Origin of the sequence: Rhizobium leguminosarum, from assembly GCF_010668065.1 — a bacterium.
GTDB lineage: Bacteria > Pseudomonadota > Alphaproteobacteria > Rhizobiales > Rhizobiaceae > Rhizobium > Rhizobium leguminosarum_S.
The window spans coordinates 364,307-388,045 of record NZ_WUEN01000003.1 but is presented as its reverse complement, the minus strand read 5'-3'; the positions used below and the strand labels follow the sequence as shown (position 1 = coordinate 388,045).

Annotated in this window: 20 protein-coding genes and 1 pseudogene; 11 read left to right on the top strand and 10 right to left on the bottom strand. The window is 61.6% G+C overall.

The window, feature by feature from the left end; genetic code table 11:
* Positions 1–3: 3 nt before the first annotated feature.
* The 3 genes from GR198_RS10210 to GR198_RS10200 form a co-directional block, all read right to left on the bottom strand.
* Positions 4–1,125, bottom strand: coding sequence for an ABC transporter permease (locus GR198_RS10210; RefSeq protein WP_163872662.1), 1,122 nt, complete (start codon positions 1,123–1,125; stop codon positions 4–6).
* A gap of 9 nt (positions 1,126–1,134) precedes the next feature.
* Entirely contained in the window at positions 1,135–2,121 is a 987-nt protein-coding gene (locus GR198_RS10205; protein ID WP_003562632.1) for an ABC transporter permease, read from the bottom strand.
* Positions 2,122–2,244: 123 nt separating this feature from the next.
* Entirely contained in the window at positions 2,245–4,182 is a 1,938-nt protein-coding gene (locus tag GR198_RS10200; RefSeq protein WP_164024402.1) for an ABC transporter substrate-binding protein, read from the bottom strand.
* Positions 4,183–4,499: 317 nt separating this feature from the next.
* On the opposite strand from GR198_RS10200, the gene GR198_RS10195 reads away from it, so the two are divergent.
* The 9 genes from GR198_RS10195 (at position 4,500) to GR198_RS10155 (ending at position 13,276) form a co-directional block, all read left to right on the top strand.
* Positions 4,500–5,213 (top strand): FadR/GntR family transcriptional regulator, encoded by a 714-nt coding sequence (locus GR198_RS10195; RefSeq protein WP_164024485.1) that lies wholly within the window; start codon positions 4,500–4,502, stop codon positions 5,211–5,213.
* Positions 5,214–5,234: 21 nt separating this feature from the next.
* A complete protein-coding gene (locus tag GR198_RS10190) occupies positions 5,235–6,065 on the top strand; it encodes an NAD-dependent epimerase/dehydratase family protein (RefSeq protein WP_164068720.1) in 831 nt (276 codons plus the stop codon).
* Complete coding sequence (locus tag GR198_RS10185; protein ID WP_164068718.1) at positions 6,062–6,952, top strand: SMP-30/gluconolactonase/LRE family protein; 891 nt, start codon at positions 6,062–6,064, stop codon at positions 6,950–6,952. The genes GR198_RS10190 and GR198_RS10185 overlap by 4 nt, the downstream gene beginning before the upstream one ends.
* Positions 6,953–7,064: 112 nt before the next feature.
* A complete protein-coding gene (locus tag GR198_RS10180; protein WP_164068716.1) occupies positions 7,065–8,015 on the top strand; it encodes a dihydrodipicolinate synthase family protein in 951 nt (316 codons plus the stop codon).
* Positions 8,016–8,057: 42 nt separating this feature from the next.
* The gene (locus GR198_RS10175) at positions 8,058–9,644 is read left to right on the top strand and encodes an ABC transporter substrate-binding protein (protein ID WP_164068714.1); all 1,587 of its coding nucleotides are present in this window, start codon (positions 8,058–8,060) and stop codon (positions 9,642–9,644) included.
* Between the two features lie 6 nt (positions 9,645–9,650).
* Complete coding sequence (locus GR198_RS10170) at positions 9,651–10,745, top strand: ABC transporter permease (RefSeq protein ID WP_164068713.1); 1,095 nt, start codon at positions 9,651–9,653, stop codon at positions 10,743–10,745.
* Between the two features lie 4 nt (positions 10,746–10,749).
* Positions 10,750–11,685 (top strand): ABC transporter permease, encoded by a 936-nt coding sequence (locus tag GR198_RS10165; RefSeq protein WP_164068711.1) that lies wholly within the window; start codon positions 10,750–10,752, stop codon positions 11,683–11,685.
* Positions 11,682–12,536 (top strand): ABC transporter ATP-binding protein, encoded by an 855-nt coding sequence (locus tag GR198_RS10160; RefSeq protein ID WP_029871220.1) that lies wholly within the window; start codon positions 11,682–11,684, stop codon positions 12,534–12,536. Before GR198_RS10165 ends, GR198_RS10160 begins: the two co-directional genes overlap by 4 nt.
* Positions 12,533–13,276: an ABC transporter ATP-binding protein gene (locus GR198_RS10155; protein ID WP_164068709.1), complete on the top strand. Its 744-nt coding sequence runs from the start codon at positions 12,533–12,535 to the stop codon at positions 13,274–13,276. Before GR198_RS10160 ends, GR198_RS10155 begins: the two co-directional genes overlap by 4 nt.
* A gap of 30 nt (positions 13,277–13,306) precedes the next feature.
* Here the strand turns inward: GR198_RS10155 and GR198_RS10150 are convergent.
* Positions 13,307–14,416 (bottom strand): annotated as a pseudogene (locus GR198_RS10150) (hypothetical protein); the annotation flags it as partial.
* Between the two features lie 264 nt (positions 14,417–14,680).
* Between GR198_RS10150 and GR198_RS10145 the strand changes: the two are divergent.
* Positions 14,681–15,301 (top strand): hypothetical protein, encoded by a 621-nt coding sequence (locus GR198_RS10145; protein ID WP_164068707.1) that lies wholly within the window; start codon positions 14,681–14,683, stop codon positions 15,299–15,301.
* A 112-nt stretch (positions 15,302–15,413) separates the two neighbouring features.
* Positions 15,414–15,617 carry a cold-shock protein gene (locus tag GR198_RS10140; protein WP_003550088.1) on the top strand — a complete coding sequence of 68 codons (204 nt, stop codon included), beginning with the start codon at positions 15,414–15,416 and terminating at the stop codon, positions 15,615–15,617.
* 365 nt (positions 15,618–15,982) lie between these two features.
* Here GR198_RS10140 and GR198_RS10135 read toward each other — a convergent pair whose 3' ends face one another.
* Genes GR198_RS10135 through GR198_RS10110 form a run of 6 tightly spaced genes read right to left on the bottom strand, consistent with a single transcriptional unit; the run spans position 15,983 to position 23,739 of the window.
* The gene (locus tag GR198_RS10135; protein WP_204337093.1) at positions 15,983–17,602 is read right to left on the bottom strand and encodes a GMC family oxidoreductase; all 1,620 of its coding nucleotides are present in this window, start codon (positions 17,600–17,602) and stop codon (positions 15,983–15,985) included.
* 2 nt (positions 17,603–17,604) lie between these two features.
* The gene (locus GR198_RS10130; RefSeq protein WP_164068703.1) at positions 17,605–19,134 is read right to left on the bottom strand and encodes an FGGY-family carbohydrate kinase; all 1,530 of its coding nucleotides are present in this window, start codon (positions 19,132–19,134) and stop codon (positions 17,605–17,607) included.
* A 32-nt stretch (positions 19,135–19,166) separates the two neighbouring features.
* The gene (locus GR198_RS10125; RefSeq protein ID WP_164068701.1) at positions 19,167–20,009 is read right to left on the bottom strand and encodes a class I fructose-bisphosphate aldolase; all 843 of its coding nucleotides are present in this window, start codon (positions 20,007–20,009) and stop codon (positions 19,167–19,169) included.
* Positions 19,982–21,730: a glycerol-3-phosphate dehydrogenase/oxidase gene (locus GR198_RS10120; RefSeq protein WP_164068699.1), complete on the bottom strand. Its 1,749-nt coding sequence runs from the start codon at positions 21,728–21,730 to the stop codon at positions 19,982–19,984. The genes GR198_RS10125 and GR198_RS10120 overlap by 28 nt, the downstream gene beginning before the upstream one ends.
* A gap of 12 nt (positions 21,731–21,742) precedes the next feature.
* The gene (locus GR198_RS10115) at positions 21,743–22,738 is read right to left on the bottom strand and encodes an aldo/keto reductase (protein WP_164068698.1); all 996 of its coding nucleotides are present in this window, start codon (positions 22,736–22,738) and stop codon (positions 21,743–21,745) included.
* Entirely contained in the window at positions 22,735–23,739 is a 1,005-nt protein-coding gene (locus tag GR198_RS10110) for a sugar-binding transcriptional regulator (protein ID WP_011649510.1), read from the bottom strand. The genes GR198_RS10115 and GR198_RS10110 overlap by 4 nt, the downstream gene beginning before the upstream one ends.

Genomic DNA, 23,739 nt, shown 5'->3' with positions numbered 1-23,739 from the left:
GCCTCATTTGTTGTAGGGGTCGGCCGCATCGCGCAGACCGTCGCCGAGAAGGTTGAGCGCCATCACGGCGACCACGACGGCACAGCCCGGCATGAAGAGCCATGGCGCGGTGGCGATCGAACGAATGTTCTGGGCCTCGCGCAGAAGCACGCCCCAGGAGATGGTCGGCGGCTGCAGACCGAGGCCCAGGAAGGAGAGAGAGGTTTCGGCAAGGATCATTGCCGGCACCGCCAGCGTGATCGAGGCGATGATATGGCTGGCAAAGCTCGGCAGCATGTGGCGAAAGATGATGCGCCTTTCGCGAACGCCGTCGAGCCTGGCGGCGGCGACGAATTCCTCGGTGCGCAAGGACAGGAAGCGGCCGCGAACGACGCGGGCGAGCTGCGCCCAGCCGGTCAGCGACAGGATGATCGTGATCATCATGTATTGCAGCGTCGCAGGCCAGTCTTGCGGCAGCGCCGCGGCCATCGCCAACCAGATCGGGATCGTCGGCAGCGACAGCACGAAATCGATCACCCGCTGCAGGAAGAAATCGATGCGGCCGCCGTAATATCCCGAGATACCGCCGAGCACGATGCCGAGCATGAGCGAGAAGAAGACGCCGACGAGGCCGATCGACAACGAGATCTGCGAGCCCTGCACCGTTCGGCTGAAGACGTCGCGCCCCAGCCTGTCGGCGCCGAAGAGAAGTAGCGGCGTCGTCTTGTCGGGCGAGGCGATCAGATGGATGTTGGTCCTGAACAGGCCGAACACCGAATATTCGTAGCCTCGCCCGAAGAACTGGACATCGACACGCTTCGTCGTGTCTTCCTTGTAGATGGCGGCCAGCGTTTCCGGATCGCGGGTCAGCTTCATCGGATAATAATGCGGGCCGAAGGAGAAGCCGTTCTCAGTATCGATCAGATGCAATTTTTGCGGCGGGTGAAAGGTCGCCCGCGCATTTTGCAGGTACGGATCGTTGATGGCGAAGAAGCCGGGAAGCAGGGCGACGATATACATCAGCACGGTGACGACAAGCGCCACCATGGCCAGCCGGTGCCGGCGGAAAGCCCACCAGATGAGCTGCCACTGCGATGCGACGGCGGCGCGATCCGGCGGAATATTTGTAATGGGGATGTCGACCACGTGAGGCTCCTATTCCAACCGGATGCGGGGATCGACCAGCGCAAGCAGGATATCGCTGATCAGAGAGCCTATCAGCGTCAGCGCGCAGATCAGCAGAACGAAGGCACCGGCGAGATACATGTCCTGGGCCATCAGCGCCTGCAGCAGCAAAGGTGCAGCCGTCGGCAGATTGAGGACGATGGCGACGACGACCGAGCCGGAAATGAGGTTGGGCAGCAGCCAGGCAATCGTCGAGATGAACGGATTAAGCGCGATCATCAGAGGATATTTCATCAGCAGCCGGAACTCAGAGAGACCCTTTGCCCGGGCCGTTGTGACGTAAGGCTTCGGCAATTCATCGAGCATGTTGGCGCGCATGACGCGGATGAGGCTCGCCGTCGAGGAGACGGCAAGGATGATGACGGGAAGCCAGAGATGCGAGAAGAGGTCGACCATCTTGGCGAAGCTCCAGGACGCGTTCTCGTATTCAGGCGAAAAGAGCCCGCCGACATCCTGTCCGAATTCGACCGCCGCGACATACATCAGCACCAGCGCCAGCAGGAAGGACGGAACGGCCAGGCCGAAAAAGGTGAAGGCGGTGAAGAAATAGTCCCCGATCGAATATTTGCGCACGGCGGAATAGACGCCGATCGGCAGCGCGATCGCCCAGGTGGCGATCAATGTCGACAGGGCCAGAACCAGCGTCAGCGCCATGCGCTCCCAGATCAGGTCAGAGACCGGCTGCTGCCATTCGAAGGAAATGCCGAAATCGCCGCGCGTGAGAATGCCCCATATCCATTTGAAATATTGGACGAGCATCGGGTCGCCGAGGCCGAAGCGCTCGCGCAATTGCGCCGCCGTGTTCTGATCGACGATCTCGTTGGAGGCTGCCAGCGTCGCAATATAGGTCGTGACATAATCGCCCGGCGGCAGCTGGATCAGCACGAAAGCCAGGAAGCTGACGGCAAACAGCGATGGGATCATCCATAGGAAGCGTTTGGCGATAAAGACCAGCATGAGGCGCCTCTTGCATTGAACGCCGCCTTCCGGGCCTTGTCGGCCGTCAGGACCGGCAAGGCATCTCGGAGGGCGAACTGAAAGAAAGCGCCGTACCAGATGGTACGGCGCTCAAGACGAAAATCAGCTCGTGAAGGTGAATTGCTGCGGCATTGCAGGGCCGGGATTCGGCCAGGACCAGCTATCCGGCTCCTTCTCGGGAACATTGCGCAGATTGTTGCGGATGATGCCGAAGCCGCCGACGGCAAGGCAAAGGCCGACGGTCTCGAACTCCTCGGCCGCGATGTCGAAGATCTGCTTCATGATCGCGCCGCGCTTGTCGAGATCGGCCGTCGAACGCGCTTCGTCGAAGAGCTTCATGCGCTTCTTCTGGCTTTCCGGCGGTTCTTCGCCGCGTGCACCGTTGGAGGTGTACCAAAGCGTCCACGGGATGGCGTAACGCGAACCCTGCGGATGGAAGGCGAAGAAATCGCGCGGATCGAGCATCGGATCGAGACCGCCAGGACCCGGCCACACCGCCGCATCATGGGCGTTGTCGTCGCCGCGGGTGTAATAGAGCGCCCGCTCGATCGTGTTGACCTTCATGTCGACACCGATCTGAGCCCAATGCGCCTTGACCAGTTCCAGGGCATCGACGAGGTCGGGATAGAGCGTCGGAATGACGTCGATCGAGAAGAACACCTTCTGGCCGTCGGGCCGGAGGCGGAAACCGTCGCCGCCTTTCTTGTAGCCGGCTTCATCGAGCATCGCTCCTGCCTTGTCGGCGTCAAATTCGGTGAATTGGCGCGCGTACGTCTCGTTATACCAGGGATGGGTCGGACGCGGCCCGGCCTGGTAGGGCTCGCTCTGTCCGAAATAGACGATGTCGATGAGCTCCTGGCGATTGATGCCGATCGAAAGCGCTTGCCGGAACGCCTTGTCGGCAAACATCTTGCGCATGGCAGGATCTTTGTGGGTGATGTTGAAATAGATCTGGCACTGTTGCGAGGCCGAAGGCACGAGCGTCAGCAGCCGATAATCGCCCTTTTCCATGTTCTTGGACAGCGTCGGCTTGTTGGCGAGGACGCTGATGTGACGTTCCTGGATGTCGATCTTTCCAGAGATGACGTTCAACATCAGCGATTCGACGTCCTGCGAGATGCCGAAGTTGATTTCATCGATGTAGGGAAGCTGGTTGCCCTCGGTATCGACCTGCCAGAAATAAGGGTTGCGGGTCATGACGACGCGCGTCGCGCCGCCGGCATAGGGCTCCTTGACCACCCATGGATCGAGCGTCGGCTTGTCGACATTGCCCCATCGCGACGGGATCTCGATGTCGCCGCAACGGCTGCGGAAGAGCTCCGTCCAGCTGGTGACGCCGGCCTTCTTCGCATCGGCCTCGATATTGGGATTATATTTGGGCAGGAACTGGCTGCAATAATGCTTCGGGAACAGCGTCGGATGCTGGCCAAGCGGTGTGGCGAGGTTTTCCAGATAAAGCGCATTGGCCGCGGCAAAGGTGAACTTCACTGTATAGTCGTCGACCTTCTCGACGGTCACCGGCTTGCCGGCGACAGCAAGCTGCGCCGGTGTCGAGCTGTAGAGCTCGGTGTTCTTGACGCAGTCTTCGATCGCGAAAACGACGTCATCGGCCGTAAAGGGATGACCGTCAGACCAGCGCACGCCTTCGATCAGATGGAACGTGAATTGTGTTGCGTCGTCGCTGACCTCCCAGCGCTCGGCAAGGTTCGGCTGCACGGCGGTAAAATCGAGGTTCCAGCGCACGAGACTCTGGTTGCCGACCATACGCAGGATGCCGTTATGGTCGGATGAACCGCGAAGGCCGCGGCGCAGCGAACCGCCATAGGTGCCGACCTTCTCGAACGGCGTCACGACCATCGGCTTTTTCGGCAGGCGCTCAGCCAGCGGCGGCAGCTTTCCATCCTTGGCGAGCTGCGCAAGGGCCGGCGCTTCGCCGCCTGCGGCAGACACGCGACCGGCGATAGACAGCGCCGCGACACCAGCCATGCCACCAAGCACGGCGCGGCGCGTGACGCCACGCGACAGTATTTCTTTGGCCATCGAATTCCTCCCTTTTGTGCCGGCGCAGCCTTTGCACCGGCTGATGCGGCGGGCTCCCGACCCGACGCTGGCGCCCTCCTCGGCGCTACGATCGAAACCATAGACACGTTCTCAAATGATTACAAGAGTTGACAGATAATTACAAATTTTGTAGCCATGCTGCATTGAAATGCGACGTTGTGCCGCTGAAATACGGCCAACAGGACGAAAAACGTTGGATCTGTCAGATGCTGTCGCCGCCCTGAACATCGTGGCCGGCGACAGCCAAGGTGCGGCCGCTGACCCGGCGCACGCGGCGTTGAGAGAAAAGGACCATGATGACATTCGCCGTCGATGCTGTTTCGAACAGGGGCGCAACGCGCTTCAGCGACATCATCTACGAGAAGATCGTGGGAATGATCGCCGACGGCAATTTTCCGGTGAACGAACGGCTACCGCCGGAGACGAGGCTCGCCGCTGATTTCGGCGCATCGAGACCCGTCGTGCGCGAAGCGCTCGAACGCTTGAGAGCTGATGGGCTGGTCGTTTCGCGCAAGGGTTCCGGTTCCTATGTCAGGCAAAGGCCGGATTCTTCGATGCTGAAAATGGTGCCGGTCGGCTCCTTGGCAGATGTCCAGCGTTTCTTCGAATTCCGCGCCGGTCTCGAAGCCGAGGCGGCGGAGCTTGCAGCGCGAAACTGGCAACCGGTCGACAAGGAGCGGATAACGGCAACGCTTCTTTCGATCGAGCAATGCCTGCGCAACGGGGAACTTGGCGCCGAGGAGGACCAGGCGCTGCATGATGCAATTGCCATGGCGACCGGGAACCAGTTCCACATCACCCTGCGCGAGTGGTTCAAGCCGCATTTCGCCATCGGGCATTCCGTTACGCGAAGCTTGAGCTTGAAGCGGACGCCGGAACAGATCCGCAGCGTCCAGGATGAGCATGCGGTGATCGTCGAGGCGATCTTCGCGCACCGGGAAACCGAAGCGCATGATGCGATGAAAAAACACATACTGAATGCTCGTGCGCGCATGTTCCAGGGCGTTTGAGCGATAATGGGAGGAGAGACGATGAAACGGGTCGCTATGACGGGTGCTGCCGGACGTGTAGGGACGCTACTGCGCCCGCTTCTTCGGTCGCATGTCGAGCACCTCAGCCTGATCGATCTCCAGGAACCTGACGGGCTTGGCGAAAACGAGAATTTCGTCAAGGCCGACCTTACAAAGCTCGACGAGGCGACGGCTGCGCTGAAGGATATCGATGGCGTTGTCCATCTGGCGGGTATCGCAAGTGGCACGGACATGAACGCCATTCTGCACGCGAACGTGCTTGGAACATACAATCTCTACGAAGCGGCGCGGATCAACAAGGTCCAGCGGGTCGTCTATGCATCGAGCAATCATGCCACGGGCTTTTATCCGCGCGGCCAGCTCGTGTCGCCGCTCGACCCTATGCGCCCCGACAGCCCCTATGGACTTTCCAAATGCTGGGGCGAACTTGTGGCGGGGCTTTACTACGACACTTCGGGCATTCGCTCTCTTTCCATCCGCATCGGCAATGCGGGCACCTATCCCAACAGCGAACGATCGATTGCGATCTGGATCAGCGCGCGAGACCTGGCGCAATTGGTCAGGATCGGGCTTTCGCACCCGTTGATCGCAGCAACAGTGGTCTACGGCGTCTCTGACACCGAGGAGATGTGGTGGGAGAACGATCTGGCGACACGATTGGGCTACCAGCCGCAGGACCGGCCGCGTGACCACGCCCTGATCGAAGAGGGATCCGAAGGGCCGGTCGCGCTGGCGTTCCAGGGTGGCGGGTTCTGTGAGATCAATCACGACGGCACCATCCGCATGCGCGACGCCGAGGGCCTGGCCAAGAGCCTGGAAACGGTCGAATGACGGCGCCTCGGATCATCCGTCCTGACGTCCGCCCGGTGTTCCAACAGCCGCTGACCGTCGGTGAATCGCCGGTATGGGACGAAGAGACCGGCACTTTGTGGTTCGTCGATATCCAGGCGCCAGCACTCGTCCGGCTCTCGGCTTCAGGAAAGATCGACCGCTTCGACATGCCGGCTGCAATCGGCGCCCTCGGGCTTTGCCGCGATCACAGGATCGTCGTGGCGCTTCAGACGGGCGTCCATCTCTTCGATCCCGTCTCTGGAGATTTTGAGCTCGTTTCCGATCCAGTCGGGCGCCACATCAACTGCCGCCTCAATGACGGAAAGGTCGGCCCCGACGGGCACTTCTGGATCGGCTCGTTCAGCGAAGCCAAGCCGCAGACCGATGAGGCCGCACTTTACCGCGTGGGCGCCGACGGCAGCACACGGACCGTGGCCACGAAACTGACGAGCTCCAACGGCCTTGCCTGGTCGCCGGACGGCCGGCGGATGTATCACTCCGACAGCCGGCAATGCTTCCTGCAGGCGTTCGACTTCGATGCTGATACGGGCGACCTCGGCGATGGGCGCCGGCTTCGCAGCTTCACCGAAGACGAGGGTCGGCCGGACGGGGCGACAACCGATCGTGACGGGTTCTACTGGAGCGCCGGCGTGTCCGCCGGTCGCCTCAACCGAATATCGCCCGAAGGCGACATCGTCGAAATCTACATTCTACCGGTCGCAGCACCGACGATGCCGTGTTTCGGAGGGCCGGATCTGCGCACCCTCTTCGTCACGAGCCTGTCGACAGACCGCACCGGACGTTTCGAGGCGGGGACGGTGATGGCCTTCGACGTGGATGCAGAGGGCCTGCCGCCCTTCCGCTTTGGGGATCATCCCGTCGGATGACAGCGTGCCGATCACCCTTCGGGTGACGGCGTGCCGATCACCTTTCGGGTGACGGCGTGCCGATCACCTTTCGGGTGACGGCGGATTGATGGAAAGATAACGGGGAAGAAAGATGAGCATCGCAACCATGCGCAAGGCGCTTACAGGCGTATCGGGTGTTCCGGTCACCGCCTATGACAGCCAGGGTGAAGTCGAACCCCGGATCACGGCGAAGGTCTATGAGCGGGTGGCGGCAGCGGGTATTCACAACATCGTCGCTGCCGGCAATACCGGGGAATTCTATGCTCTGACGCCGCAGGAGATTAGGATCGTCCACGAGGCGGCGGTTTCAGGCGTTAACGGCAAGGCGCCCGTGACGGCGGCGATCGGCCGGTCGCTGCGCGAGGCGATCGGGATGGCGAAAGATGCGGCGGCGATCGGCGCGTCCGCCGTCATGTCGCATCAACCCGTCGATCCCTTCGCAGCACCTGCAGCCCAGATCGACTATTTCTGCAATCTTGCGGATGCTTCCGCCCTGCCGCTCATCGCCTATGTCAGGGCGGATGGCTTCGCCGTCGCTGATATCGTCCGCCTCGCAAATCACGGCAATATTGCCGGCATCAAATTCGCCACGACCGATCTGATGTTGTTGTCGAGGGCGATCCCGGCGGCGAGCCCCGGCGGCGCGTTGTTCGTCTGCGGCCTGGCGGAGAGCTGGGCGCCGACATTTACCGCAGCCGGCGCCCGCGGCTTCACGTCCGGCCTCGTCAATGTGGCGCCGAAGCTCTCGCTTGCGGTCCACGCTGCGCTTGAAAAAGGCGATTTTGCCGCCGCCAGGGCGGTCGTCAACAAGCTCGAGCCATTCGAGCGGATGCGAACCAAATTCCGCAATGGCACGAACGTGACCGTCGTCAAGGAAGCCGTCACCTATTCCGGTCTCGATGTCGGTCCCGTGCGTGTGCCGGGACTGCCGCAGCTCGACCAGCATGACCGCGAGGAGCTTCATCGGCTGCTTCAAGGCTGGGAGGCCGAAGGCGACATTCAAACTCATTCAGACCAGCCGGCCGCAAAGGCGGCCGGCTGATTTCGACACTATCCACAAACAACAGGATTGGGAGGTCTTGAGATGCTGAGACAAGTACTGACAACGATCGCAATTGCCGGCGCCCTGACGACGGCGCAGCCCAGCTTCGCGGCGTCGCCGCCCAACATGCTGGTGATCGGCACCAATCTCACCGGCATAAGGACGCTCGATCCGGCCCAGAACAATGCCCGCACGGTTTCCGAGCTGATCTCGAATCTCTACGACAACCTCGTGCAACTGTCGCCGGACGATCTTAAAACGCTGAAGCCGATGCTCGCGACGCAATGGAGCGTCTCGGCGGATGGCAAGATCATCACGCTGACATTACGCGACGACGCGGTCTTCCAGAGCGGCAACAAGGTGACCGCCGAGGATGCCGCCTGGTCGATCCAGCGCGTCATCAAGATGGGCCAGGTCGGCTCCACAGATATCGCGCTCTGGGGCTTCACACCTGAAAACGTCGAAAAGCTCGTTCGCGCAAAAGACGAATACACGCTCGAGATCGAGCTGCCGCAAGCGGTCAATACCGATCTGGTGCTCTATTCGCTGGCGGGCTCATCGATCGGCATCGTCGACAAGAAGACGGTGCTGTCGCACGAAGCGAACAGCGATTTCGGCGGCGCCTGGCTTTCAGCCAATTCCGCCGGCAGCGGCCCATTCAGCCTGGCGCAGTGGCGGCCGAACGATGTCGCGATCTTCAATGCGCAGCCGAAATACTGGGGCGGCAAGCCGGCCATGGCGCGCGTCGTCGCTCGTCATATCCCGGAATCCGGCAATCTCCGGCTTCAGCTCGAAGCCGGCGACGTCGATGTCGGCCAGTATGTGGCAAGCGGCGATCTCGATGCGCTCGCTACCAAGAAGGACATGGTCATCGAGAATGTCCCGGGTCTCGGCTTCTACTATATCGCCCTCAATCAGAAAGACCCGGATCTGCAGAAGCCGAAGGTTCGCGAGGCCTTCCAGCATGCCTTCGACTGGAAAGCGATCTCCGGCAACATCATGCGCCATACGGGCTTTCCCTGGCAGTCGATGATCCCGCGCGGCATGATCGGCGCTCCCGGCGAGGCGGAGGTGCGCTACGATTACGATCCCGCCAAGGCCAAGCAACTGCTGGCGGAGGCCGGATATCCCAATGGCCTGAAGAAGGTGCTCAATCCGTCGGGAGCCCCGACCCTGCCCTTCGCCGAAGCGCTGCAGGCGAGTGCGCGCGCCGCCGGCATCGATCTCGATCTCGTGCCCGGCGAGTTCACGCCCGCCTTCCGCGAGCGCAAATTCGAAGTGCTGCTCGGCAATTCCGGCGCCCGTCTGCCCGATCCCTTCGCGGTCGCCACGCAATATGCCTTCAACCCCGACAATAGCGACGAGGCACGCCTCGGCAGCTATTACCTCTGGCGCACGGGCATGAAGGTGGACGAGCTCAACACGCTCATCGACCAATCAATGAAGGAGCGCGACACGGAAAAGCGCACCGACATCTTCAAGAAGATGGACGGCATCTATGCCGGCATGGCTTCGCCGCTGGTCATCTTCTTCCAGCGAACCGACCCCTATGTCATGCGCGCCAACGTGAAGGGCTATCACGGGCATACGACATGGTCGACGCGTTGGCACGACGTGACCAAGGAGTAGAACGCCGTGGCAAGCGTCGACATCACGAAGGGGGAGAGCAGCAGGCACTCCCCGGCGGGCGGGTTCGCCGAGGCGGCCCCGCACCCGGCACTGAGCCTGCTGCGGCGCCTGGCGGGACGTGTTGTGGCCGTCGTGACGACGCTGCTCGGCCTTCTCTTCCTGACCTTCTCGATGGGCCGCCTGCTGCCCGCCGACCCGGTGCTCGCCATCACCGGGGCGGAAGTCAGCAAGGAGGTTTACGATCGCGTCTATAACGAGCTGGGTCTTGGGCAACCGATCTGGATGCAGTTCCTGTCCTACGTCGGCAAGATCGCCACAGGCGATCTCGGCATGTCGGCGACGACGGGCCAACCGATCCTCACCGATCTGATGACGATCTTTCCCGCGACGATTGAACTTGCGATCATCGCCATGATCATCGGGGCGATCGTCGGCATTCCCTTAGGGATCACCGCTGCGGTCAGGCGCGGAACCGTTATCGACCACATCGCGCGGATCGTCGCCCTTGCCGGCCACTCCATCCCGATCTTCTGGACCGGGCTGATGGCGCTCTTCGTCTTTTATGCGAAGCTGAAGCTCGTCGGCGCCTCGGGCCGGATCGATGTCTTCTATGAAGGCCTCGTCACGCCGATGACGGGCTTTCTCCTGATCGACGCGGCGATTCAAGGCCAATGGGACGTGTTTTACAACGCGCTCGGCCACATCATCCTGCCGGCGGCAATCCTCGGCTACTATTCCGTGGCCTATATCAGCCGCATGTCGCGGAGCTTCATGCTGGAGCAACTGAGCCAGGAATACATCATCACTGCGCGGGCCAAGGGGCTCGGCACCCGAAAGGTGGTCTGGCGCCATGCATTCAAGAACATCCGCGTACAGCTCCTGACGATCATGGCGCTGACCTTCGGCGGGCTGCTCGAAGGCGCGGTGCTGATCGAGACAGTCTTCGGGTGGCCGGGGCTCGGCCAGTACCTGACCCGGGGGCTGCAGATGAACGACATGAACGTGGTCATGGGTTCGGTGCTGACGATCGGCGCCGTCTTCCTGACGATCAACATCCTGTCGGACTTCCTTTATCGCATTCTTGATCCGAGGACACGGTGACGCCATGACGATCTCCTCTGAGCACGCAGACAGCGTCAACACCGGCGGCCTTCGCAACTGGCTGCTCGCACCGGAGCCTCGAGGCTGGTTCCAGTCATCGGCGCAGCAAATTCACCAGGGCTGGCGGAAATTCAGCCTGCACCCGCTTGGGCTGGTCGGATTAGCCATCATTGTAGTGCTGATCGTCGTGGCGTTGGCCGCGCCCCTGCTGACGAGCTACGATCCGATCGTTCAGGACATGGCCGGGCGGCTTGCCCCGCCATCGGCGAGCCATTGGCTCGGCACCGACAATTTCGGCCGCGACGTCTTTTCCCGGGTGATCTATGGCGCCCGCACGACGCTCTACATCATCATGCTCGTCACGGTCATTGTCGCCCCGCTCGGCCTGCTGATCGGCACCGTCTCGGGTTATTTCGGCGGCATCGTCGATGAAATCCTGATGCGCGTCACCGATATTTTTCTCTCCTTCCCCGGCCTCGTTCTGGCGCTGGGTTTTGCCGCAGCACTCGGTCCCGGCATCACCAATGCGATCATCGCGATTTCGCTGACGGCCTGGCCGCCGATCGCGCGCCTTGCACGCGCCGAGACGCTCAGCCTTCGCAAGGCGGATTATATCGCCGCCGTACGCCTGCAGGGCGCGACATCGATCGCGATCATCACTCGTCACATCCTGCCGATGTGCATTCCCTCGGTGATCGTCCGCGTCACCCTCAACATGGCCGGCATCATCATCACTGCCGCCGGTCTCGGCTTCCTCGGCCTCGGCGCGCAGCCGCCATGGCCGGAATGGGGTTCGATGGCCGCCAGCGGGCGTGAATTCATGCTGGACAGCCCCTGGGTCATCGCAGCACCCGGCATTGCCATCGCGCTCGTCAGCCTCGCCTTCAACCTTGTCGGCGATGCGCTTCGCGATGTTCTCGATCCCCGAGGTTCGGAATGACTGACCTGATCGATATTCAGAACCTCGAAATCGCCTTCGGCGGCGGACAGGTGCGGGCCGTGCGCGGCGTGAGCTTTTCGCTTGGACAGGAAAAGCTCGGGATCGTCGGTGAATCCGGATCGGGAAAGTCGACCGTTGGCCGCGCCATCATGAAGCTGCTGCCACCGACGGCGATCGTCAATGCCGAGCGGATGCGCTTTCGCGACGTCGATCTGCTCAAGGCGAACGAAAAAACGATGATGACGATCAGGGGGCGGCGGATCGGCCTGATCCTGCAGGATCCGAAATATTCGCTCAATCCCGTCATGCGGATCGGCGAACAGATCGCCGAGACCTACCGCTTCCATCATCCAAGGGTGAGCAAGAGCAAAACCTACAGCCAAGCGCTCGATATGCTCGAAGCCGTCCAGATCCGTGATCCCGAGCGCGTGGCCCGCCTTTATCCGCACGAAATCTCCGGCGGGATGGGCCAGCGGGCGATGATCGCCATGATGCTGATTGCCGAACCCGAAGTGCTGATCGCCGACGAGCCGACGTCAGCGCTCGACGTGACGGTGAGGCTCGAGATCCTGGCCCTGCTCGATGAGCTCGTCCTGCGCCGTAATCTCGGGCTGATCTTCATCAGCCACGATCTCAATCTCATCAGGAATTTCTGCGATCGCGTCCTCATCATGTATGCGGGACGGGTCGTGGAAGTGCTCGAGGCGCGCGATCTCGACAAGGCCAGACATCCTTATACGCAAGGCTTGCTGGCATCCCTGCCGACGATCGAAGACCCCCCTGCCCGGCTGCCGATCCTGAAACGAGATCCGGCCTGGCTTGAAGAATTCGCATTGGAGCCGCCGCGGTGATTAAAATCGACAATCTTACGGTCCGTTTCGGACCCGGACAGCGACCTGTCGTTCGAGACGTAAGCTTCGCCATCGAAAAGGGAACTGCTTTCGGCCTGGTCGGCGAGTCCGGCTGCGGGAAGTCCACTGTCCTGAGGGCGCTTTCCGGCCTCAACGCCAATTATGACGGCCGGATCGAGCTTCAAGGCGAGCCGTTGGCTCAACGGCGCAGTCGGCCATTCTTCCGCCGGGTGCAGATGGTGTTCCAGGACCCCTACGGATCCCTCCATCCCCGCAAGACCATCCGCTCGCAGCTGAAAGAACCGCTGCGCAACCAGGGCCTGGATACGAATTCCGTCGACGTCAACGCCGTCCTGAGATCGGTCGGCCTCGATCCGGCGCTGAGCTACAGATTTCCGCACCAGCTCTCCGGCGGCCAGCGCCAGCGCGTGGCGATCGCCCGCGCGCTGATGCTGAATCCGGACGTTCTGCTTCTCGACGAACCGACATCGGCGCTCGATGTGTCCGTTCAGGCCGAAATCCTCAATCTCCTCCAGGATCTGCGCACCAATCGCGGTCTGACCTATCTGCTCGTCAGCCATGATCTCGCCGTCGTCTCGCACATGTGCAGCCGCGTCGCCATCATGGAAGCGGGCGAGATCGTCGAGCAGGTCGATGTCGGCGCCCTACGAAAAGGTGCGGTCGAACACCCCTATTCGCAACGCCTGCTGCGCGCGAGCCGGATGTACGGGAGGGCGTAGCCCGGTCAAACAGCAGGGGCCATCTTTCTTTTTCCAGCTCGTATAATCGTCGGCGACGCAACCAAACGGCGCGCGATCCTGACCGAACCGCTTCTTCAGCTGCTCGCATCCCCACTCGTTCAACGGCGCTGGCATGAGATTGTTGATGTCCATGCCGGGCGACTGGAATGCTGTCGGGGAGGTCGTGACGTACCAAAGCCAGAAGCCGACCACACCGACGACGATCAGAAGCAACACACCGAAGAAAGCCTGCAGCCGCTTCCAGATCGATACCGTCCCTTTAGGTTCATCAATCAGAACCGGCACACCCCGATCGCCTTCTTGCTGATACGCGAAAGGTGCAAGAGCTGCGGTGCGCTCACTATCCGTAAGCTCCACGCGCTGCAGACGATCGTCGAGAAGCACTGGCAGGGCCGTGTTCCCGTGCCTCACGGCCAGCCCGATCGCCTTGCCATTGGCTTCACTGACGATCAGAGGCTCCTCTCCATTCTTCATGCGCGTGTAAGCCGATCGCCCCGTTTTGTCGTCGGCAATCTTGTCATTATAGGTGATGGAAAGGACGCCGCGTTTGCGATCGAATGCAGTGATCTCGACCGGAACGGGGGTCAGGATGGCGGGCCGAAGCAATTGGCCTTTGACCCACCAGATGCGGATAGCGAGAAATATCATCCCCAAGCCCATGCCGCCAAACAGTAGCGCGAACACAGTGAGCGTGATGATCCGGTTCCAGAGCATGTCCAGACCCAGACTCATCGTCGCAAGTTCCGGATGATCGGCTGATATCACAAGACCGGTTTCGTAGTCGCCGGTATGGAAATCGACGAACATGACCTCCACCTCGGTGTCGTAGTCTCGTCCACCGTAGCTGTAGACAAGGCGTGCCTCGCAATCGGTAAGGACTGCCTTGCGTGTCGTGCATCGCCCGTTTTGAACATCGCCATTTTCCAGCGTCAAAGGGTTCTGGCTGATCTGGAAATCGCGGATCACGCCTGGTGCTTCCGAGACGAATAGAAAGACAGCCAGCGCCAAGATAATGGGCGTTGCCCAGAAGTAAGCATTCGGCGTGGAGATAACGTTGCGCGCCAACGAAAGCGGGCGACCAGGAAGAACAAGTGAAGGCAATGGCGTCGGACCCCTCATATGTGACAGCGCAGTGGGTTGGCAAGCTCAGGCAGCGGCCAATGAGGCAGCAATTCAAAGCGCTGCGGCGTCCTTTGCGCATCTGAAAAGACGCTGGGCGCTATAGCGGAATTGATGTCATTCCGGCCTGGTTGCACAATCTCATTGTGTAAGACCGATCTAAAGCCTGCGGCGGGAGATCGGCAATCCCTTTCAGCCTGCGTGGCCATCTTTGGTCCATTGATCTTGTTGAAAACGTGCGCGCCGCGTTGGGAACGCGATCGAATGCCTCCCATACGGAACCAAATCATCGCCGAGCGGTTATATGACACCCTCCTCCTCGAAGAGCCGAGCGTCATGATGCGGATGTTATGCGGCCCGAAAGTTACCCAGATGTTTAAGATCCTTGCCTGCGCCATCGCCGCTGCGACGGCGTCAATGCTCACGGCCGGCGCCGCCCACGCCGATGAATCCGCCTTCCTCAAAACACTGGCGGGAAGTTGGAGCGGCAATGGTACGGTGAAAGTGCGAACAAACGCACCCACCATTAAAGTCACTTGCCGTTTCAAATCGGATGCGAATGCAAGTTCCCTTGCACTCAATGGACGCTGCACCAGTCTCGTCGTTTTTTCCCGTGTCATCAGCGCTAACCTCAAGGCCAGTGGTGACAGCTACACCGGATCGTACGTGGGCGCGGGCACCGGCACCGCGGGTCTAGGCGGAAAGCGCGCTGGTAATGCCATAAGCCTCGCGATCAAATGGGCGAAAGAGGTCAATGGCGATCGACGTGCGCAGATGACGATTGAAAAAACCGGGGCATCGGGCATGCGCCTCACAACCGTCGATACCGACCCCGCTACAGGTCGATCGGTTGTTACGAGCCGCATTGACCTTCGCCGGAGCTGATATCTTTTTACATTCAAAGTGCCGCCGGCGTGCTAAAGGGTTGATAGAGAAGCCCCGAAGCTATAGTTTCGCCTTCGCAAATCGCTGAACGATACAAGGAAATAGTTATCTCATGCCGACAGGTACCGTTAAATTCTTCAATGACGACAAGGGCTTCGGCTTCATCACCCCTGAGGGTGGCGGGCAGGACGTTTTTGTTCACGTGTCTGCGCTGCAAAGCGGCGGGTCGCTCCGCGAAGGCGACAAGGTCAGCTTCGAAGTTGGACAGGATCGCAAGACCGGAAAATCGAAGGCTGAGAACGTCTCGACCCTCTGATCAAAAATGGCCCAACCTGCATTGAGCGGGTTGGGCTCATCATCGCGAGCCGCAGGCGCGAATGCCTTCGTACTCTACAGCGCGGCGCGATCTTTCAGATTCGCTCTTCGCGCTCCGGGTCTTTTTGCTGCGCATGTCGTTGTCGCAAAACGCACAGTTTTGTGCGACGTGCTTTAAGCCGAAACGCCGGCAACCGAGGTCTGGGCGTGTCATTTAACGTCAGCACCTTGGAAATTCCGAATATTACGCGTGACGACGCTCACGCCAGCGCAGTCGCGGCAAACTGAGCATTTTGTCTCTGACAAAAGGATGTTCCACGCATTCGCTTTAGACAATGCGAGGAGTTCATCACGGCGAAGAGCTCATCACACCCCTGATAGAATGCTTTCCGCGGCCTTCTCGGCAATCATGATTACCGGCGAGTTGGTGTTGCCCGACACGATCGTCGGCATGATCGAGGCATCGACCACCCGCAGTTTCGCCAGCCCATGCACCCGCAATTGCGGATCGACAACCGCCATCATGTCGCTCCCCATCTTGCAGGTACCGACCGGATGGAAGATCGTCGTGGCGATATCGCCGACGCGACGGATCAGTTCCTCGTCAGTCCGGTATTCCATGCCCGGCAGCATCTCCTGCGGCCGGTACTTGGCGATCGCACCCGCCTCCATGAGCCGGCGGGCGTGCCGGATCGATTTCGTCGCAACCATCCGGTCGCCGACGGTCGAAAGATAATTCGGGCGGATTTCCGGCGCCACGGAAAAGTCCGGGCCGCCAACATGCACGGTCCCCCGGCTCTCCGGCCGCAGATTGCAGACGGAGACGGTGACGGCGGGATATTTGTGCAGCGGCTCGCCGAGCCGGTCGGTGCTCAACGGCTGCACGTGATATTCGAGATCGGCGGTCGCAACGGCCGGATCGCTCTTGGCAAAGATACCGAGCTGGCTCGGCGCCATCGACAAGGGCCCGGACCGGCGCAGCATATATTCAAGCCCCATACCCGCCCGAGTGAACAGGTTGTGATACAGCTGGTTCAGCGTCTTTGCGCCCTCGATGCGGAAGACCGTACGGATTTGCAGATGGTCCTGCAGGTTTTCGCCGACACCCGGAAGTTCATGGGCGAGGTCCAGTCCGGCAGCGGACAACACATCCGGGCGACCGACCCCGGAAAGCTCCAGGATTTTCGGCGAATTGATCGCACCGGCAGACAAAATGACCTCGCGACCGGCGCGAGCCAGATGACTCCGTCCGTTCAGCCGGAACCGCACGCCAGTCACCATTCTGCCGTCAAATTCCAGCCGCTCGGTTTCGGCGCCGGTCAGCGCACGCAGATTGGGCCGCTTCATCGCCGGGCGCAGAAAGGCCTTGGTCGTATTCCAGCGCAGGCCGCCGCGCTGGTTGACCTCGAAATAGCCCGAGCCTTCATTGTTGCCATCGTTGAAATCGTCGGTCTTCGGGATACCGAGTTCTTCAGCCGCGTCGCGAAAGGCATCGAGGATCGGCCAGGACAGCCGCTGCTTTTCCACCCGCCATTCGCCGCCTGCCCCGTGCATTGGCGACTTGCCACGATAGTTGTCCTCGGATTTCAGGAAATAGGGCAGCACGTCGTCCCAGCCCCAGCCGGAATTACCCGCCTGCCGCCAGCCGTCGTAATCAGCCGCCTGGCCGCGCATGTAGATCATGCCGTTGATCGACGAGCAGCCGCCGAGCACTTTTCCACGCGGATAAGGCAATGACCGGCCGTTCAGTCCGGCCTCCGCCGCCGTCTTCATCATCCAATCGGTGCGCGGATTGCCCATGCAGTAGAGATAGCCGATCGGCACATGCACCCAATGATACCGGTCGCTGCCGCCGGCTTCGAGCAGCAGGACGCGGGTCTTCGGATCGGCCGACAGCCGGTTGGCCAGAACGCATCCCGCCGATCCCGCGCCGACGATGATGATGTCGTAGCTTCCCGCATCAATGGCTGCATCATCGACACGCATATTCACGCCGCCGCCCCCGCTGCCGCCGGCGGGACCGCCGTCAGACGCCGCCAGAGCGGTGCCATCGCTTCGGCTATATCCTGATAGAGAGCGTAGCGCCGCGCATAATGCGCCTCAAGCGAGACATCCGGGCGATAATGCCGCTCGGTCCGGACCATGGCCGCAGCACCAGCGCCGAAATCCGCGAAGACGCCGACCCCGGTTCCGGCCGCAATCGCCGCCCCCAATGCACCTGTTTCGCGCGAGCGGGCGACAGTGACGGGTACGCCGAGCACATCGGCAAAGATCTGCGGCCAGATCAGGCTGCGCGAGCCGCCGCCGGAGAGCACCGCCTCGTTGAACACCGCCCCGGCCTTTCGGATCGTCTCGATGTGCTGGCGATGGCCGAAGGCGACACCTTCGAGAAGCGCGCGAACCAGATGCCCCTTGGTGTGCCAGCCGGCAATGCCGTAGAAGCCGGCGCGCGCGTGACCGTCCTGCTGGGCGCCGTAGAGATATGGATGATAGAGCGGGTCGTCTGCCGCGGGCTCGATCGCCCCGGCCAGTGCGCAGCAGGCATCGAAGGGCGAAACGCCTTCCGCATGCTCGCCTTCGAAGAACTCCCGCACCAGCCATTCGAGATTGGCAGCCGAGGTGGCGCTGTTCTCCATCGCCATGTAGCGGGTGCGATCGAAGGTCGAGGACATGAAGACCGGCCCGTCGAGGTCGGGACTGTCTATAACGACCTGGTTGATGCTCCATGTGCCGGCAATGATCGAGGCGCTGCCGGTGCGCGAAACGCCCGAGCCGAGCGCCGAGGCGACAACGTCGAACAGCCCGCCGACCACAGGCGTACCGGCGGCGAGCCCGGTTTGCGTCGCCACCTCGTCCGTTACCGTACCGGCAATGTCGGTGCTTTCGATGAGTGGCGGCAACAGGTCCATGCAATCGCCCAGTCCATAGGCTTCCATCAGCGCCTTGTCGTAGCGGCGCTCGGCAAGATCGAGCAGACCGGCACCCGACATGTCGGATACTTCGCTGACGCGGCGGCCGGTCAGGCGGTTGACGACGAAATCCTTGGAGAAGAACACGGTACCGATGCGGCTGAACAGTTCCGGCCGGTGACGCTTCAGCCAGGCAAGCAATGTCGGCGTCTGGGATGGCCACGGGCGCTGGCGGGCAATCGGATAGGTCCGGTCACCAACGCCGGCTTCTCGCCATTCATCGACCAGCCCGGCCGCCCGCGTGTCGAGCGACTGGATGCCGATGAGCGGAGCGCCGTCGCGATCAAGCGCATAGAGACCGTTGCCATGCCCGGCGCAACCGATCGCGGCGATTTCCTCCGGCTGGATCTTTGCCTTTTCAATGCAGGCGCGGATGACCTGTCGGGCATTCGCCCATAATTCGTCCAGACCCCGCTCGACATGCCCCGGGCTCGGCATGCGGCTGTGTCCCTCTTCCGACGCAGCCGCGATCTCGTTGCCCGCCCGGTCGAAAATCACAGCCTTGATGACGGTGTTTCCGGCGTCGAGCCCCAAAAGATACTCTCCCATGCAGAACCCCTCCCAAGATTCGAAATCGCTGCTCAGCCCTGCTGGTAGAGCGCAAAGGCCTGTTCGCCGCTCGCATCCTCGTGCACGATCGCCATCAGCCCGCGCACCACCGCACTCGGATTGGCGTGCTGATAGATGTTGCGCCCATAAACCATGCCCATTGCGCCCTGTCGTATCAATGCTGCCGATTTGTCGAAGACGGCACGAAGATCTTCCTTGCCGCCGCCGCGCACCAGAACCGGGCAACGGGCTGCTTCCACCACTCTGTGGAAATCCTCGGCATTGGTGGTCGGATCCGCCTTGACGATATCCGCCCCCATCTCGCGGGCGAGCCGCGTCAATGTAACGATCTTGTCGGCATCGCCATCGACCATGTAACCGCCCTTTTCGGTGACCGGCTGCATCACCAACGGCTCGATCATCAGCGGCATGCCATACTTGTCGCAATCGGCCCGCACACGGGAAATGTTCTGCACGCATTGACGGAACAGGTCCGGCTCGTCCGGCAGCATGAACAGGTTGACGACGACGCAGGCCGCATCCATTTCGATCGCGCCGATCAATGGCTCGGCCTCGTTCTGCAGCACCGCCCACATGTCGCGGTGGCGGATCCGATTATAGGGATTGCCCATGTCGATGCGCATGACCAACGCCGGCTTGTCCTTGCCGGGCACATCCTGCAGCAGGTCGGCCTGGCCGTAATTCATCTGGATCGCGTCCGGCTCTGCAGAAACCAGCGCCTTGACGACGGCCTGAATATCCTCCAGCCCATTGAGGAAGGATGGTTCGTTGCAGACGCCGTGATCGATCGCCACATCGAGGCAGCGGCCGCCGCCGAACAGCCGGTTCATCCGGACTTTGCTGTTGTGTCGCATTCTGTGCTCCTTGGTTCGTTCCTTGCCGAAAGCATGTCTTCGTCGATGCCGTGGCGTTCGGTGAGAAGGGTGAGAAAACGGTCGCGCTCACGGGCGCGATGCACGAGCGCCCAGCGCTTTTCCTGCGCCAGCAGGTCGAGTGCGGCATCCATCATGTCGAGCGTAAGCTCGCCCGAAACGGCAAGCGTCGTGCGCCGTAAAAGCAGGTCGTCGAGATGTTCCACCGCTTCACCGCAGATCAGGAATTGCAATTCGCGAACCGAGTAGCCGGCGTGCGGCAGCACCGCATCGGGGGCCGCCGCGATGAAACCGGCAACCGCCTCGGCATCCGTGCCATATCGAGCAAACAGCTCGGCCATGCGCCGGATGGAAAGGCCTTTGCTGGCCGCCACCTGCGTTAGCCAGACAGGCGCGTTGGCGGGAAATGCCTGCCCGCCGCCGATTGGCCGATCGGTTGTCGTAATACGGCGCTGCCTGCCTAGCCTTTTCAGCGCCATGTCGGCCGCCAGTTCCCCGAAGGACCGGAATGTCGTCCACTTGCCGCCGATCATGCACAGAACCGGTGGGCCGCCATCCTTCGGCTCTACGACCGTGCAAAAATGATCGCGCGGAATGCGCCCGGTAAAACTGTCGGTGCTCGCCGGCAGCGGCCGCACACCGGAAAACTGGAAAACGATCTGTTCCGGCCGGATGGCGATATCAGGCAGCACGAAGGCAAGCGATTGCAGGATATAATCCCGTTCGTCCGCCTCGCAGCGCACCGTTTCCGGATCATCGACGCGGATATCGGTGGAACCGACGAGAACCTTGCCGAGATAGGGAAACAGGATGCAGATCCGCCCGTCTTCGTTCTCATAGTAGATCATGTGACCGGCGAGCGCGTCGCGCAGGTCCGCATTGTCGACGATCAGATGCGAGCCCTTGGTGCCGCCCATCAGCGGAGCCGGCCGCGCTTCAAACGAAAACAGGGTCTGATTGGCGATGTCGATCCAGCCGCCGGTGGCGTTGATGATCAGCGCCGGTTCGACAGCAACGGACGCGCCGCCGATCTGGTCTTCGACATGGTACTGACCATCCTCTGTCCGCCGCAGTTCCGCATAGTTCAGCGCCATCGCCCCGAACTTTGCTGAAAGACCATCCTGCAGAAGCTCGATGCCGAGCCGCTCCGGATGGCTGACCCAGGCGTCGAAATAGGTGGCGGAACTCTTGATGTCGGGATTGAGCGCCGGCCACTTGGCAAGCGTCGTGCGTCGGCCGCGAAACTGATGTCGCGGCATCAATGCCCGCTTGCGGGTCAGGAAATCATAGATGCTCAGGCCCGCCTTGATGGCGACGGCGCCACGCCGGCTCGGGCGGCGGCTGAGGCCCAGGAAGCGGACGATGCCATTGCCGAGTCCGGAAAATATATCGAACACCGGCACCGTCGTCGGCAGCGGCGCGACGTAATGCGGCGCATTGCGCAGCAGCCGGTCCCGCTCGACCAGCGATTCCTGCACCAGCTTGAATTCACCGTTTTCAAGATAGCGAAGGCCGCCATGCACCATGCGCGACAGCGCCGAACTGGCACCGGAGCAATAGTCGTGTTTCTCGACGAGCAGCACATTCAGCCCCTGCAGCGACAGCTCCCGAAAGACGCTGATGCCGTTGATGCCGCCGCCGATGACACAGACGTCCACCTTCGGGCTCTTGCGGAGCCCGTCCAATATCTCTTGCCGTTTCATGATGGCGATCCGCTACCTGTCCATGTCAGTCAGTTTCGCCGCTATGGCCGTATCGATGGCCGCAAGATCGGCCGCATCCAGCCGGACGGTCCCGGCCCGCGCATTGTCGAGCGCTTGTGCCGGATTGCGCGCGCCGCAAAGTGCAAAGGTGACGCCCGGCTGCGCCAGCGTCCAGGCAATCACGATCTGGGCGATGCTGGCGCCGTGTTTTTCGGCGACCGGCCGGATGGCGTCGGCCAGCGCCGCTGCCTTCTGGCGGTTGTCGACTGAAAAGCGCGGATTGCCCTTGCGCTGGTCGTCGCCTGAGAACACCCGGTCGGGACCGATGGTGCCGGACAGCAACCCCAAGGCCAGCGACGAGTAGCTCAGCGTCGCAATGCTGTTGGCCTTGGTCAGCGGCAGAAGCTCCGCCTCGATCTCCCGGTCGATCATGCTGAACCGCTCCTGGATCGCATCGAGACCACCGGCAGCGATATAGGCATTGAGGTCGTCGGGGCTGACATTGCTTGCGCCGATCGCCCGGATCTTGCCCGATGTACGCAGGTCTTCCAGCGCCCTCATCGTTTCCTCGACAGGGGTCGTCGGGTCCTGCCAATGGGTGATGTAGAGGTCGATATAGTCGGTTCCGAGCCGCCTCAGGCTTTCCTCGACCTCATGCAGGATCGCATCACGGCCGAGATAACGGTGCACCGGCTTGCCGTCCTGGTCGAAGAAATGGCGACCCTTCTGCGTATGCCAGACAAGGCCGCATTTGGTGGCGATGACAGCCTTCTCGCGGCGCCCGGTCAGTGCCTTGCCGACAATCTCCTCGGAACGCCCGAGCCCATAGGCCGGCGCCGTGTCGATCAGCGTTACGCCGGCATCGAGCGATGCCTGGATCGCGGCGACGGATTCGTCCTCATCGGTCCCGCCCCACATCCAGCCGCCGATCGCCCAGGTGCCCAATCCGACCGCCGAGGCGGAAACGCCCGATTTGCCGATCTCACGTGTCAGTTGCTGTCCGCTCATGCCCATTTTCCTTCGCCATTCGCCAGTGCCAACACCCGCGCACCCGTCGCCTCATCGGTCACCAGCGTATCAAGATGATTGCCCCTGAGAACGCTGAGGATCGGGCCCGCCTTGTTCGGCCCGCTCGCCACACCGATCTTGGTGGGGATCGAGGCGAATTCCGGCAGCGTCAGCGACACCAGCGAACGGTTGAGGCTGTAGTCGCAGACCTGGCCATGATCATCGAGCAGATGCGCCAGCAATTCGCAGGAGGCGCCGGAGCGCTCGATCGCGGCGCGGTCGGTGCTCGAGGACGGATGCAGGTCGTAATAGCTCGAATCGTCCGACAGGATCGAGCCGATGCCGACCACCGCCACTTTCGCCTCACGCGCCCGTTTGAAAACGTCTGCGACGGAACGCATGTTGATCAGCATCGCCCGCTGCTCGGCATCATCGGCAAAGAGGGGTGCATGGATCTGGTAGGAACGTCCCCCAAGCCGGTCGGCCATCAAGGTCGAGACATGATTGACGTCGGTATAGTGTTTACCCTGCACGCAGCCGGTTGCTGGAATGACCTCGACATTGAACCGACGCGGCGGCTGCAGACCGGCGACGACGGCGCTCACCCCTTTGCCGCCAGTGATGCAGATCGTATCGCCGTCGGTGATCTCTTCCAGCAGCAACCTTGCAGCCGCTTCGCCGACGGCTTGAAGCGCCGTCTGCGGATTGTCGGACACTGTCGGCACCACCACTGCGCGGCCGATGCCGCCAAGTGCGCGTAGCCGTTCTTCCATATCGACCAGCGGCTCGACCGGCGACTTGATCTTGATCTCGACCAGACCGAGCTGGCGGCCGCGCTTGATCAGCCGGTTGACGGTGGCGTGCGAGATGCCGAGCTGATCGGCAATCTGCGCCTGTGTCAGTCCCTCGAGGAAATGCAGGACCAGAGCCTGGTGCATCTGCCGGGCGATGACGATTTCCTCGCGCGGCGCATTTGCGGGTTTGAGCTTGGCTATCGGCAT

Bases quoted from the DNA above. Each gene is read 5' to 3' on its own strand.
- GR198_RS10115 (WP_164068698.1), bottom strand. From the start codon at position 22,738: ATGAGCGGACAGCAACTGACACGTGAGATCGGCAAATCGGGCGTTTCC.
- GR198_RS10140 (WP_003550088.1), top strand. From the start codon at position 15,414: ATGCCGACAGGTACCGTTAAATTCTTCAATGACGACAAGGGCTTCGGC.
- GR198_RS10135 (WP_204337093.1), bottom strand. From the start codon at position 17,602: ATGCGTGTCGATGATGCAGCCATTGATGCGGGAAGCTACGACATCATC.
- GR198_RS10190 (WP_164068720.1), top strand. From the start codon at position 5,235: ATGAAACGGGTCGCTATGACGGGTGCTGCCGGACGTGTAGGGACGCTA.
- GR198_RS10185 (WP_164068718.1), top strand. From the start codon at position 6,062: ATGACGGCGCCTCGGATCATCCGTCCTGACGTCCGCCCGGTGTTCCAA.
- GR198_RS10145 (WP_164068707.1), top strand. From the start codon at position 14,681: ATGCCTCCCATACGGAACCAAATCATCGCCGAGCGGTTATATGACACC.
- GR198_RS10205 (WP_003562632.1), bottom strand. From the start codon at position 2,121: ATGCTGGTCTTTATCGCCAAACGCTTCCTATGGATGATCCCATCGCTG.
- GR198_RS10180 (WP_164068716.1), top strand. From the start codon at position 7,065: ATGAGCATCGCAACCATGCGCAAGGCGCTTACAGGCGTATCGGGTGTT.
- GR198_RS10175 (WP_164068714.1), top strand. From the start codon at position 8,058: ATGCTGAGACAAGTACTGACAACGATCGCAATTGCCGGCGCCCTGACG.
- GR198_RS10120 (WP_164068699.1), bottom strand. From the start codon at position 21,730: ATGAAACGGCAAGAGATATTGGACGGGCTCCGCAAGAGCCCGAAGGTG.
- GR198_RS10200 (WP_164024402.1), bottom strand. From the start codon at position 4,182: ATGGCCAAAGAAATACTGTCGCGTGGCGTCACGCGCCGCGCCGTGCTT.
- GR198_RS10165 (WP_164068711.1), top strand. From the start codon at position 10,750: ATGACGATCTCCTCTGAGCACGCAGACAGCGTCAACACCGGCGGCCTT.
- GR198_RS10195 (WP_164024485.1), top strand. From the start codon at position 4,500: ATGACATTCGCCGTCGATGCTGTTTCGAACAGGGGCGCAACGCGCTTC.
- GR198_RS10160 (WP_029871220.1), top strand. From the start codon at position 11,682: ATGACTGACCTGATCGATATTCAGAACCTCGAAATCGCCTTCGGCGGC.
- GR198_RS10125 (WP_164068701.1), bottom strand. From the start codon at position 20,009: ATGCGACACAACAGCAAAGTCCGGATGAACCGGCTGTTCGGCGGCGGC.
- GR198_RS10110 (WP_011649510.1), bottom strand. From the start codon at position 23,739: ATGCCGATAGCCAAGCTCAAACCCGCAAATGCGCCGCGCGAGGAAATC.
- GR198_RS10130 (WP_164068703.1), bottom strand. From the start codon at position 19,134: ATGGGAGAGTATCTTTTGGGGCTCGACGCCGGAAACACCGTCATCAAG.